General features: G+C 69.6%; 13 protein-coding genes. 7 read left to right on the forward strand and 6 right to left on the reverse strand.

Annotated elements, in window-relative coordinates; all coding sequences use genetic code 11:
* Window positions 1–89: 89 nt before the first annotated feature.
* Complete coding sequence (locus tag ACZ7OI_RS02040; RefSeq protein ID WP_470262378.1) at window positions 90–569, forward strand: DUF6474 family protein; 480 nt, start codon at window positions 90–92, stop codon at window positions 567–569.
* 60 nt (window positions 570–629) lie between these two features.
* Here the strand turns inward: ACZ7OI_RS02040 and ACZ7OI_RS02045 are convergent, their stop codons facing one another.
* Genes ACZ7OI_RS02045 through ACZ7OI_RS02060 form a run of 4 tightly spaced genes read right to left on the reverse strand, consistent with a single transcriptional unit; the run spans window position 630 to window position 4,207 of the window.
* Window positions 630–1,601 carry a glycine betaine ABC transporter substrate-binding protein gene (locus tag ACZ7OI_RS02045; RefSeq protein WP_470262379.1) on the reverse strand — a complete coding sequence of 324 codons (972 nt, stop codon included), beginning with the start codon at window positions 1,599–1,601 and terminating at the stop codon, window positions 630–632.
* On the reverse strand, window positions 1,601–2,380 hold the full coding sequence (locus ACZ7OI_RS02050; RefSeq protein ID WP_470262380.1) for an ABC transporter permease: 780 nt from the start codon (window positions 2,378–2,380) through the stop codon (window positions 1,601–1,603). The genes ACZ7OI_RS02045 and ACZ7OI_RS02050 overlap by 1 nt, the downstream gene beginning before the upstream one ends.
* On the reverse strand, window positions 2,377–3,573 hold the full coding sequence (locus ACZ7OI_RS02055) for an ABC transporter ATP-binding protein (protein ID WP_470262381.1): 1,197 nt from the start codon (window positions 3,571–3,573) through the stop codon (window positions 2,377–2,379). The genes ACZ7OI_RS02050 and ACZ7OI_RS02055 overlap by 4 nt, the downstream gene beginning before the upstream one ends.
* The gene (locus ACZ7OI_RS02060; protein ID WP_037806896.1) at window positions 3,560–4,207 is read right to left on the reverse strand and encodes an ABC transporter permease; all 648 of its coding nucleotides are present in this window, start codon (window positions 4,205–4,207) and stop codon (window positions 3,560–3,562) included. The genes ACZ7OI_RS02055 and ACZ7OI_RS02060 overlap by 14 nt, the downstream gene beginning before the upstream one ends.
* 280 nt (window positions 4,208–4,487) lie before the next feature.
* Here ACZ7OI_RS02060 and ACZ7OI_RS02065 point away from each other — a divergent pair, with 280 nt between their 5' ends.
* The 4 genes from ACZ7OI_RS02065 to ACZ7OI_RS02080 all read left to right on the forward strand — a co-directional run bounded on the left by ACZ7OI_RS02065 (window position 4,488) and on the right by ACZ7OI_RS02080 (window position 7,483).
* Entirely contained in the window at window positions 4,488–5,033 is a 546-nt protein-coding gene (locus ACZ7OI_RS02065) for a hypothetical protein (protein WP_470262382.1), read from the forward strand.
* Between the two features lie 112 nt (window positions 5,034–5,145).
* Complete coding sequence (locus ACZ7OI_RS02070) at window positions 5,146–5,895, forward strand: YcnI family copper-binding membrane protein (protein ID WP_470262383.1); 750 nt, start codon at window positions 5,146–5,148, stop codon at window positions 5,893–5,895.
* The gene (locus ACZ7OI_RS02075; RefSeq protein ID WP_470262384.1) at window positions 5,895–6,458 is read left to right on the forward strand and encodes a copper resistance CopC family protein; all 564 of its coding nucleotides are present in this window, start codon (window positions 5,895–5,897) and stop codon (window positions 6,456–6,458) included. The genes ACZ7OI_RS02070 and ACZ7OI_RS02075 overlap by 1 nt, the downstream gene beginning before the upstream one ends.
* Complete coding sequence (locus ACZ7OI_RS02080; RefSeq protein WP_470262385.1) at window positions 6,455–7,483, forward strand: copper resistance D family protein; 1,029 nt, start codon at window positions 6,455–6,457, stop codon at window positions 7,481–7,483. Before ACZ7OI_RS02075 ends, ACZ7OI_RS02080 begins: the two co-directional genes overlap by 4 nt.
* Before the next feature lie 170 nt (window positions 7,484–7,653).
* Here the strand turns inward: ACZ7OI_RS02080 and ACZ7OI_RS02085 are convergent, their stop codons facing one another.
* Together ACZ7OI_RS02085 and ACZ7OI_RS02090 are read right to left on the reverse strand one after the other, a co-directional pair.
* Entirely contained in the window at window positions 7,654–8,544 is an 891-nt protein-coding gene (locus tag ACZ7OI_RS02085) for a phosphotransferase enzyme family protein (RefSeq protein WP_470262386.1), read from the reverse strand.
* Window positions 8,545–8,561: 17 nt separating this feature from the next.
* Window positions 8,562–9,869 (reverse strand): tetratricopeptide repeat protein, encoded by a 1,308-nt coding sequence (locus tag ACZ7OI_RS02090; protein ID WP_470262387.1) that lies wholly within the window; start codon window positions 9,867–9,869, stop codon window positions 8,562–8,564.
* Window positions 9,870–10,290: 421 nt separating this feature from the next.
* Between ACZ7OI_RS02090 and ACZ7OI_RS02095 the strand changes: the two genes are divergently transcribed.
* Window positions 10,291–10,650: a hypothetical protein gene (locus ACZ7OI_RS02095; protein WP_354736068.1), complete on the forward strand. Its 360-nt coding sequence runs from the start codon at window positions 10,291–10,293 to the stop codon at window positions 10,648–10,650.
* A gap of 14 nt (window positions 10,651–10,664) precedes the next feature.
* Window positions 10,665–11,087 (forward strand): hypothetical protein, encoded by a 423-nt coding sequence (locus ACZ7OI_RS02100; protein ID WP_470262388.1) that lies wholly within the window; start codon window positions 10,665–10,667, stop codon window positions 11,085–11,087.
* The last annotated feature ends 123 nt before the right edge of the window (window positions 11,088–11,210 follow it).

Consider the following 11,210-nt stretch of genomic DNA (forward strand, 5'->3'; position numbering starts at 1 on the left):
GTGGGTACGACATTCCCCGCGCGAGCCGACATGCCCGTCACGTCGGGGACCAGTAAGTTCATCCGGAGAAGGCGTGGGAGGTAACGGCCATGGCGCGCAAGGCCAAGCAAGACAAGGCCAAACAGGACGAGGGTGAAGCCCGGATCACCCCGAAGAAGGCGAAGAACGCGGTCGCGGTGGCCAAGGTGCTCGGACCGGCGGTGCTGCCGGTGCTCGCGCCGTACGCGATCCGCGCGGCGGGCGCGGCGCGAGAGGCGTACGACCGCTACCAGGCCCGCAAGCTGGGCGTCGCCGTCGACCAGCTCGGCGAGTACACCGGCCGCGGCGCGGCGCTGCACGCCCGGATCGCGGGTCTCGTGCAGGGCCTCGGCGAGCTGAAGAAGTCGGCGAAGGCGACGGACGCGGACCAGAAGTTCGCCGCCGATACGCAGTCGACGCTGGAACAGCTGTCGGCCACGGTGCGCGCCGCCGAGCGCATGCCCGCGGCTCGGCGCAAGGCCGCGCACCGCGCGGTGACCGGCGAACTCGAACGGCTGGAAGACCAGCTGCTGCACCGCTTGGGCATCTGAATCTGAAAACGGGAAGGGCCCCTTGAGCGAACTCAAGGGGCCCTTCACCGGCAGCAAGCGCTACTTGATGAAGCCCTTCTCGAGCATCCAGTCGTGCGCGACGGTGCCGGCGTCCTTGCCGTCCACGTCGACCTTCTTGCACAGCTCGACCATCTGCTTGTTGTCGAGCGCCGCCGCCACCGTCTCCAGCGGTCCGCGGATCTCCGGGTGCTGGTTCAGGAACTCCGTGCGCAGCGTCGCCGCGGCGTTGTACTGCGGGAACGCCTTCTTGTCGTCCTCGAGCACGCGCAGGTTCAGCCCGGAGATCCGGCCGTCGGTGGTGAACACCTCGCCGACCGGGCAGGTGCCGTTGGCCACCGCCGAATAGATGGTGCCGATCCCGAAGTTCTCGATCTTCGGGTTCTTGAACCCGTACGCCTTGACCGCCGCCGGGAACCCGTCCTGGCGGCTGGTGAACTCCGTCTCCAGGCAGAACCGGTTCTGGTCCGGATGCGAGGTGAGGAACTTCGCCAGGTCCGAGGTCGACTTGAGGTTGTTCTTCGCCGCGTACGCCTCGGTGGTGGCGAACGCGTACTGGTCGTTGAGCGGCGAGTAGTTCAGCCAGGTGACGCCGTACTTCTCCGCGTCGGCCTTCTTCGTGGCCTCGTACTGCGCCTTCTCCCCGCCCGGAACCGGCAGCTCGTTGCCCTGGTAGTTGATCCAGCCGGTGCCGGTGTACTCCCAGGTCACGTCGGTCTGCCCGTTGAGCAGCGCCTGCCGGGACGAGTTCGACCCCTTGATGTCGGTGAGGTCGATGACGTCCGCGCCCGCCGCGCTCAGCGCCATTTCGGCCATGTAGCCGAGGATGATGTTCTCGGTGAAGTCCTTCGACCCGACGACCACCCGCTGGCCTTCGAGCGACGGGATCGGCCGGATCGAGCCCGGTTCGATCTTGAACGGGATCGCGGTGTTGACGTCGAGCCCGCACGCCGAGAGCGTCCCGGCGAGCAGGGCGGCGCCGACGAGCGCGCCCGCCTTTTTCAGGACGTTCATCAGCGCAGTCCCTTCGGTCCGAAGTACTGCTCGGCGACCGCGCCCAGCCAGTCCACCAGCAGCGCCAGCGCGACGGCCAGCACCGAACCGGTGATCAGCACCTTCGTGAGGTTGAGCTTGTAGCCGGTGTCGATCAAGAGGCCGAACCCGCCCGCGTTGACGAACATGCCGAACGTCGCGGTGCCGACCGCCAGCACGAGCGACGTGCGCAGGCCGGCGAGGGTCAGCGGGACGGCGAGCGGGACTTCCACCCGCCACAGCACCTTCTGCGCGGACATCCCGATGCCGCGGCCGGCGTCGATGAGCGACGGGTCGACCTGCTGGATGCCGACCATCGTGTTGCGCAGCACCGGGAGCAGCGAATAGAACGCCAGCGGCAGCGCGGCGACCCACAGCCCGCCGACCGCGCCGGTGAAGATGAACCACAGCACCAGCACGCCCAGCGCGGGCGCGGCCTGTCCGATGTTCGCGACCGCCAGGAAGATCGGCGCGAGCCATTTCGCCCACGGCCGGGTCACGATGATCCCGAGCGGCACCGCGACCAGTACCACGATCGCGGTGACCACGACGGTCATCGCCACGTGGTCGCGCAGCGCGGTGAGCAGCGACTCCGCGTTGAGCGTTTCCTTCTCGGTCGCGGTGAGCCCGCTGGCGAACACCCAGATGAGCGTGACCGCGACGATCAGCACGACCACCACGGGCTGGGCGAACAGCCGGACGCGTTCCGCGCGACGGGAGCCTGATTCGGTGCTGAAACCGGTATCGACGGCAGCGGTCATGCCGTGGCCCCGTCCTCGTCGACGTGGTCGTCGGCGTGCTCGTCACGGAGCTGCTGGATCGTCGCGATGACCGTGTCCAGCTTGATCGTGCCCGCGTATTCGCCGCGCGCGCCGGTGACCGGCACCGAACCGCCTTCGGCGAGCATCGCCTCGAGCGCATCCTGCAGGGTCGACTGGAGGCTCACGATGTCGCGCAGCGGCTTGCCGACCGAGCCCAGCGACGTGGCGTTGGTCAGCTCGCGCACGTGCACCCAGCGGATCGGCCGCCGCCGCTGGTCGAGCACCAGCGCGAACGGCTTGCGCGATTTGCTCAGCTTCTCCCGCACGTCGGCGGGCGATTCGTCGATCGTCGTGGTGAGCGCGTCCTGCTGGAGTTCGACGTCGCGCACGCGCAGCAGGGTCAGCTGCTTGAGCGAAGCGCCGGCGCCCACGAAACCGGCGACCGTGTCGTCCGCCGGGTTCGCCAGGATCGACTCCGGCGTGTCGTACTGCAGGATCTTCGACTGGTTGCCGAGCACCGCGATCCGGTCGCCGAGCTTGACCGCCTCGTCGAAGTCGTGCGTGACGAAGACGATCGTCTTCTTCAGGTCGGTCTGCAGCCGCAGCAGTTCGTCCTGCAGGTTGCCGCGGGTGATCGGGTCGACCGCACCGAACGGCTCGTCCATCAGCAGCACCGGCGGGTCCGCGGCGAGCGCGCGGGCCACGCCGACGCGCTGCTGCTGTCCGCCCGACAGCTGGCGCGGGTAGCGGTCGCGGAAATCGGCCGGATCGAGCCCGACCAGGTCCATCATCTCCTCGACCCGCGCGGTCACCTTCTTCTTGTCCCAGCCGAGCAGGCCGGGCACGACGGCGATGTTCTGCGAGACGGTGAAGTGCGGGAACAGCCCGGCCTGCTGGATCGCGTAGCCGATCTGGCGGCGCAGGGTGTCCACGTCGAGCTTCAACGCGTCCTGCCCGCCGATGGTGATCCGGCCGGACGACGGCTCGATCAGGCGGTTGATCATCCGCATCGTGGTGGTCTTGCCGCAGCCGGACGGGCCGACGAACACCACGATCTTGCCCGCGGGCACGACCATCGAGAAGTCGTCGACCGCCGGGGCGCGGGTGCCGGAGTAGCGCTTGGTGACGTGGTCCAGTTCGATCTCGACGCCGGAGACGTTTTCTTCGGTCGCAGTGTGCTCAGCCACGGACACCCCTAGAAATGGTGAATCGCTTGATCAGGACGTAGATGCCGTCGAGCACCAGCGCGAGGATGACCACGCCGACGGTGCCGGTGAGGGCCTGGTTGAGGGAGTTCGTGCTCCCGGCGTTGGTGAGGCCGGAGAAGACCTCCGCGCCGAGGCCGGGGCCCTTGGCGTAGGCCGCGATCACCGCGATGCCCATGAGCATCTGCGTGGCGACCCGCATGCCGGTGAGGATCGCCGGCCAGGCCAGCCGCAGTTCGACCCGGGTGAGCACGGAAAGCCTGCTCATCCCGATGCCGCGGGCGGCGTCGGTGATCGCCGGGTCGACCGCGTCGAGGCCGACGATCGTGTTGCGGACGATGGGCAGCAGGCCGTACAGCACGAGCGCGATCACCGCGGTGGTCGAGCCGAGGCCCGAGAGCGGGATCAGAAGACCCAGCAGGGCGAACGACGGGACGGTGAGGATCGTGCTGGCCAGCGCCGTGGCGACTGCGGAACCGATGGGGCTGCGATAGACGGCGATGCCGATCAGCACGCCAAGGATCGCGGCGAGGATCGTGCACTGCACGACCATGCTGGTGTGCAGCCACGCCTGGAGCAGCAGCCTTCCCCACCGGTCCGAGATGTACTCGAAGAGGTTCATCCGTATTCGTTCTCCCGCCAGCTTGCGAGCCCCGGACGTCACCCGTTCGGAGTAGCCCATCAATCGGCAGGGTGACTACCCGGAACGGATACGGTCGAAACCCCCACTTCTCGGTTGTGATTACCCACCGTTTCGCATCAGGGTGGGCTCGGCAACCGACACGGCGCGCTCGACCGGGCGGTCTTTACCGGATCGAAACCCGCCTACCTGTGCGTTTTCCGCAAGTGCTCACCATTCGAGACGCTTCAGTCACCCACCGGAGTGCCGTTAAGCTGCCCGAATGAGCACTCCGGCCCGGCATCGCGGCGCACTCGCCGCTGTCCGCGGCGGACTGCTCGCTCTGAGTTCGGCGTCACTCGCCGTCACCGCGCACGCGGCCGCCGACGGCGGACTGCCGGATCCCGCGCTCACCCTGCTGCTGACCGGCTTGCTCGGCTGGACCGCCACCGCGCTCGCCGGCCGGGCGCGCGGACCGCTGGGCACCATCGCGGTTCTCGGCGGCGGACAGCTCGTCATGCACCTAGTGCTGACGACGCTCGGCGGGCACGACCCGAGCGGTGCGGCTACCGCGCCCGACGGCTGGGCGATGACCGCGGCGCACGCCGTCGCGACCCTGCTCACCGCGCTGGTGCTGGCCCGGGCGGACGCGATGCTGCTCGCGGTGCTGCGCGTGGTGCGGGTGATTCTTCCGCTGCTGATCCGGCCGTTGCCGGTTCCGGTGGCGGCAGCCGGGATCACGCGGCCGCGTGCGGCTGGTGCGGTGCCGTTGCTGAGCGTTGAGCTGCGGCGAGTGCGGGGGCGACGCGGACCGCCGGGGTGCTCCTGAACTTCTCGTGAGTGTTCAAGCCGGTTAGAACCGGCTTTGCCGCTCACCACCCCATTCACTTTTCCGGCGCGGGCGTTGTCCTCCGCCGGCCCTTCCCTGTTCAGGAGCAGTTGTGTCCCACCATGTCTTCCGTCGCGCCGGCGTGCTCGCCGCGACCGTCGCCGCCACCGGTCTGCTCGGCGCCGGCATCGCGTCCGCGCACGTGACCGCCAACGTCTACGGCGACCAGCCGGCCAAGGGCGGCTACGGCACGATCTTCTTCCGCGTCCCCAACGAGGACGCGAAGCTCGGCACGATCAAGGTCGAGGTCGACGTCAAGCCGGAGTACGGCATCGGCAACATCCGCACCAAGCCGATCCCCGGCTGGACCGCCGAGGTCACCAAGTCGAAGCTGCCGCAGCCGGTGACCACCGCGTCCGGCACGAAGATCACCGAGGCCGTCACGAAGGTCGTCTGGACCGCGCAGCCGGGCACGAAGATCGGCTCGACCGAATTCCAGGAGTTCCAGATCAGCGGCGGTCCGCTGCCGTCGAACGTCGACCAGCTCGAGTTCCCGGCGATCCAGACGTACGAGGGTGGCAAAGTGGTGGACTGGAACCAGCCCACCCCGCCGAGTGGCGAGGAGCCGGAGCACCCCGCCCCGACGATCAAGCTCGCCGCCGAATCCTCGGAGCACGGCGGCGGCCACGCCAAGGCCACGGCCGCCGGGGAGAACGCGGAAGCCGCGTCGTCGTCGGACAACACGGCGCGCTGGCTCGGCGGGGCCGGCCTCGTGGTCGGCGCGCTCGGGCTCGGCGTCGGCGCGGGCGCGGTGCTGCGTTCCCGTCGTCCGGCCGCAGGAAAGACCGAAGGAAACAAGTAATGCGTAAAGCGCTTCTCGCGCTGGCGATTTCCGGGGTGGCCCTGCTCGGCACGGCCACCCCGGCGCTCGCGCACAACGTGCTGATCAACTCCGACCCGGCCAACGGCGCGTCGCTCGCCAAGGGCCCGGGGAAGGTCACGCTCACGTTCGACCAGTACGTGCAGAACGCCGACGTCAACCAGATCGCGGTGACCGGGCCGGACGGCAGCCAGTGGGCCGAAGGCCCGGTGACGGTGGAGAACAACGTGCTGAGCGCCCCGCTGCGGCCGCTCGGCCCGGCGGGCAAGTACACCGTCGGCTACCGGGTCCTCTCCGCCGACGGGCACCCGGTGTCCGGCGAGATCCCGTTCACCCTCACCGCCGCGGGCAACGGCACCCCGGCCAAGGGCGACGCGGCCAAGGCGGCCGGGGCTCCCGCCCAGTCGGCTCCGGCGGCTTCCTCGTCGTCGAGCGGCGTGCCGATCTGGGTGTGGATCGCCGGCGCGGTGGTGCTGCTCGCGATCGGCCTCACCGTCGCCCTGCGCACCGGCCGCGACCCCGGATCGGACAAGGCGGACCAGTGACGCGAGCCGAGACCACCTCCGCGGTCCGCTGGGCCACGCTCGCCTGCGTGCTCGTCGCGGGCCTGCTGGGCGCGCTGATCGGCATCGCGCTCACCGCGTCCTCGCCCATTCCGGGCGTGGTCGAACCCAGCGAGGTGGTCTCGGCGGCCATCCCGATCGTGCGCGTGCTGCTGGATCTGGCGGCGGTCGCGACGATCGGGCTGGCCCTGTTGTCCGTGCTGGTCGGCTACGACCGGCCGAAGCTCACCGAACCGGTCATGCGCCGGGCCCGTCCCGCCGCCGTCGCCGCCGCGCTGATCTGGGCGGCGACCGCGGTGGTCGCGCTGATCCTGCAGACCGCGGAGTACAAGCCGGGCAAGAAGATGCTGACCGGCGGCGACATCGGCAGCTACATCGCCGACGTCGGCGCGGGCAAGGCGCTGGTGATCGTGGCGGTGCTCGCGCTGCTGCACGCCGCGCTCGGCTTTGTCGCACTGCGCAAGGGCGAGAAGGTGCCCGCCGAGGTGCGGGTGGGCCTGGGCATGTTCGCGCTGCTGCCGTTGCCGGTCACCGGCCACGCGTCGAACTGGGCGTATCACGACTACACGATGATCTCGATGGAGCTGCACGTGATGAGCGCGGTCGCCTGGTGCGGCGGCCTCGGCGCGATGATCGTGCTGCTCGCGGCCAACCGGATGCTGCTCGCGCACGCGCTGCCCCGGTTCTCGAAACTGGCGACGCTGTGCCTTGCGCTCTCCGCGGTGACCGGCCTGTTCAACGGCATCGTGGAAATCCTGGCCAACCCGACGATCGGCTTCTGGGCGGGCGTCTTCACGACGCCGTACGGCCAGCTGATGGTGCTGAAGGTGCTGTGCACCGGTGCGATCGCGCTGCTGGCCGCCAACTTGCGGTGGCGGCTGATGCCGCGCATCGTGCGACACCAGCGGACGGCGCTCGCGTCGTGGGCCACGCTGGAACTGACCGTGATGGGGCTGGCTTTCGGCTTCGCCGTGGTGCTCACCCGGGCCCCGGTCGCGGTGTCCTGACGGGCCGAAGTGACGGCGGGTAGCCGCAACTTGCACAATGGGACTAGCAGTACGCTAAGTGGGGCGATCTGCCGGACCGAATTATCGCTGCGCAGCGATACCTCGCCAGCCATCGGCGGAAAGCGGCGAACGGTCATCTGCAGTCGGCGAATGCACGTGCAGAATCCCGCTCAACGGTATCTCGTCCACGCGGTGGCCGTCCGGCCGTCGCGCAGGTCCGCCAGCCGACGCCGCAGTTCAGCCCGCACCGGCGGATGACTGCGCAGAATCGGCAGCACGCTCGTCGTCAGCTTCAGCTCCCGCACCGCCCGGAGCACGGAAAACCCAGGCCAGGCCGTCACGTCGAAGCCGTAGGCCTCGGCGAACTCCGCATACCGGGCAGGCGGGTCACCGAACCGTTCGCGGCCGACGGCGAGCGGCGTCAGGTCCCATTCCGGCGGGCCGACGCAGGAGGAATCGAAATCGCACAGCACCGGGCCGTCCGGACCGGGCAGCACGTTGCCCGGATGCGCGTCGCCGTGCACGAATCCCCTGGCCAGCGGGAAATCCAGGGTGTCGAGCCGGTCCTGTACCTCGGCGCAGCGCTCCAGCAGGAACCGCTGGTCGGCGTCGGCGAGTTCCTCGGCGTCGGCGACCCTGGCCTCGATCGAGCGCAGCGGCTCCCATTCGGGCAGGCCGTCCGGCGGGGGCAGCGCGTGCACCTGGCGCAGCAGTCCGGCCAGGTCGGCAGGCGTCGGCGGCGGTCCGGCGAACGGCACCAAATCCCAGACCGTGACGAGATGTCCTTGCACGTCAAGCGGTTGCTCGACCCCGGCCAGCAGCCGGACCGCAGGCACATCGTGCCGGGCGAAATGCTCGGCCACGCGCACGACCGTGCCGACGCGGTGGCGCAGTCTGGTGGAGCCGACGATCCGCACGACGACCGGTGCGCCGGCCAGCGCGAAGACCGCGTTGTTGGTGAACCGCAGCAGGCGCGCGCCCGCCGGGTCGAGGTCCAGCCGAGCGCACGTGGCGGTCAGCACCCGGCGCAGTTTCGCAGGGGTGAACCTGCCTTCGGGCAAGGCGAATCCGGTCGGGCTCAGGCCGCGTAGAAGATCTTGAGCCGGTCGGCGAGATCGCGGGCGTCGGGGTTGTTGCGCCGCCGTTCGGCCTCGGCCTGCAGCGGCCGCATCCGGTCCTTGACCCGCGCGGACTTGATGCTTTCCGCACATTCGATGGCCTTGCCGCCGATCTTCACGCCGTGGTCGATATCGCCCTCGAGCAGGTGGTTCGTGGCGAGCGCGCTGAGCATGAACGCCTTGCTGCGGGCCATGTCGTCGGTGTAGGCGTCGACCGCCCGGCTCAGCGCCGGGATCGCGTACTTCGTGTGCTCGGGGTTCTTCATCGCCAGCACGGTGTGCACGGTGCCGGTCATCGCGTAGACGTCGGTCTCGTTGAAGAACTTGACCCACGATTCGGCCGAGGCCAGGTCGGCGCGGGCGAATTCGTCCTTGCACCGGCCGAGCAGCTTCACCGACTGCTCCTCGTTGCCCATCATCGCGTAGGCCCACGCCTCGTTGGCGCAGAGCACGGCGACGGCCAGTTCGGAACCGGATTCCTGGGCGGCGATCTGGCCGAGCTGGAACAGCTTCAGCGCGTCGTTCGCGGCGTCCTGGTGCAGGTAGACGCGGCCCATCCGGTACAGCACGTTCGCCACCAGGTGGTGGTCGCCGCCCTGTTTGGCCAGGTCCAGCGCCTGCGCGAAATGCCCGCGGGCGGAATCCATCAGACCGGTGTCGAAGGACGTCCATCCGGCGAGGCTGTGCAGGTCGGCGATCGCCGTGAACAGCCGGGTCTTCACCTGCTCGGCCGCGCTGGAGTCGAGCATCTGCTGGCCCCAGGACAGCTGCGCGACGACCGCGTCGCGGCAGAATCCGCCGCCGTACTGGTAATCGAGCGCGCGCAACGCCCTGGTCGCCGCCTCCACCTGGCGCACGTCGGTCGTCCCGATGCGCCCGGGGGCGGGAGTGCGCGCTGGCGCCTCCGACCACGTGCCGGATTCCGGACCGAACACCGCCGCACCCATCGTGACCTGGGCGGCGTGCGCGAGGAACCTCCGTCGCTTCACGGACTCGTCCTCCTCAGCCTGCCGGCCGTCGGACGCGCCGACGACCCGTATCGCCGTGGTCTCGTCATAGGCGAGACCCATGTATCCACGGGGGACACCCAGGCCGTCGGCGATTCTCGTGAGCACGTCGTAGGCCATGACCTGGCGACCCTTGAGGATCTCCGACACCTCGGACTGCGACTGGCCGGTCATCGCGGCGATCTGGCGCTGCGATACTCCGTGTTTGCGCAACAGCCGGTACACGGCGCTGACCTCGCGGGCGGCGAGCGCCTCCCGCATCTCGGGCTGTTCCCAGGCGTCGGCCGGAACCGGATTGCCTGACCGGGTGTCTGCGTTAGAGACTCCGGAACCACTGCCAGCACTGGCATCCATTGCCATTGCGCCCCCTCACCGTCTCCTGGGCGTCTGATCAGCACCCTAAGCACACGCGAGAACCTTGTGAAACGAGCGGAGAACGGGGTTGATCGGCAGGGCCGAACTCCGTTGACCGCTTACCGTGGAACGCGGTCCGGTCACCGCTATGACGCGGTTTCGACCTTCTCTCGCACCCGGTTTCACTTCACTGTAGTTGCCAGATCTCCGTCAGCGCCCGGACACCCGCGGCGATCACGGAGAGCGATGGACCCGACGACACAGATCTGCCGGGACAGGTGCATCTCGCAAGATGCGCCGGCCCGGGACGAGAAAGCGTGGAGGGACAGTGGAGTTCGTGGATTCGCTCGGCGGAGGACATGCCGGGACCGCGGTGCGGTCCGCTCGGCCCGCCGCACCGGGAATCACCACGGCACGCCCGGTGCCGCCTACTGTCGCTTCCGCTGTCGCCGCTTCGGTGTCCGCTGACCCGCGTACCGCGGGCGTGCGGCATTTCGAGGGCGGCCAGGTCGTGTGGCGCGTGCAATGCGGAGATCTCATCAGCCGCGAGCGCGCCGTGACGGTGTTCGTCGAGGACGACGAGGTCGTCGTGGTTTCCCCTCCCGGGGAGACCGCCCGCCTCACGTCCGGCCAGCTCGGCCAGCTCCGGGCCGCGCTCAACGAAGCCGCCACGATGGCGGAAAGGTGACGGTGAGTTTCCCCATGGATCAGGTTCTCGGTCAGGTTCTCCGCAACGCCGTGTGGGAGCGCCTCGACATGCTGTCCGACCTGGCGGAACGCGCCGACGCCCCGTCGCTGGTCTCGGTCGCCCGCTCGGAACTGCCCCGGCTCGCCGAGGGCTGGCGCGCGATGCTGCAGGCGCACGAGCCCGACGAGCGCGGCGACTGCCCCACCTGCTCGACGCGCTGGCACCGCTGCAAGGCCCCGTGCTCGGTGTGGCAGGTGGCGCACGAGCACCTGGTCGCCGGCGGGCTGGCCCCGCAGGCGCTGTCCGCGGCAGGCCACCGCCCGTCCCGCCGCCGCGCCGCGGTTCCCGCCGTGCCCGGCCAGAACCGCCGAGCCGAATCGCCCGCGGAGACCACCGGCAGGCACGCCCTGGTGAAACCGCGCCCGATCAGCGCCTGAACTTCTCGGGTTGGGTGTTTCCGGGCGGAGCGCCCAACCCGACCTCGACTGGCGAGCGCGCGATGAGCCGGAAGCCCCAACCGGCTCGATCGCCCGGCATTCTCGCCCGGCCGAGGGTGGTCC

It is taken from the genome of Amycolatopsis sp. NPDC114503, from assembly GCF_055633655.1.

Excerpts from the sequence above, each read along its gene's own strand:
- ACZ7OI_RS02060 (WP_037806896.1), bottom strand. The coding sequence starts at position 4,207 with ATGAACCTCTTCGAGTACATCTCGGACCGGTGGGGAAGGCTGCTGCTC.
- ACZ7OI_RS02100 (WP_470262388.1), top strand. The coding sequence starts at position 10,665 with ATGGATCAGGTTCTCGGTCAGGTTCTCCGCAACGCCGTGTGGGAGCGC.
- ACZ7OI_RS02090 (WP_470262387.1), bottom strand. The coding sequence starts at position 9,869 with ATGCGGGAGGCGCTCGCCGCCCGCGAGGTCAGCGCCGTGTACCGGCTG.
- ACZ7OI_RS02040 (WP_470262378.1), top strand. The coding sequence starts at position 90 with ATGGCGCGCAAGGCCAAGCAAGACAAGGCCAAACAGGACGAGGGTGAA.
- ACZ7OI_RS02065 (WP_470262382.1), top strand. The coding sequence starts at position 4,488 with ATGAGCACTCCGGCCCGGCATCGCGGCGCACTCGCCGCTGTCCGCGGC.
- ACZ7OI_RS02045 (WP_470262379.1), bottom strand. The coding sequence starts at position 1,601 with ATGAACGTCCTGAAAAAGGCGGGCGCGCTCGTCGGCGCCGCCCTGCTC.
- ACZ7OI_RS02050 (WP_470262380.1), bottom strand. The coding sequence starts at position 2,380 with ATGACCGCTGCCGTCGATACCGGTTTCAGCACCGAATCAGGCTCCCGT.
- ACZ7OI_RS02075 (WP_470262384.1), top strand. The coding sequence starts at position 5,895 with ATGCGTAAAGCGCTTCTCGCGCTGGCGATTTCCGGGGTGGCCCTGCTC.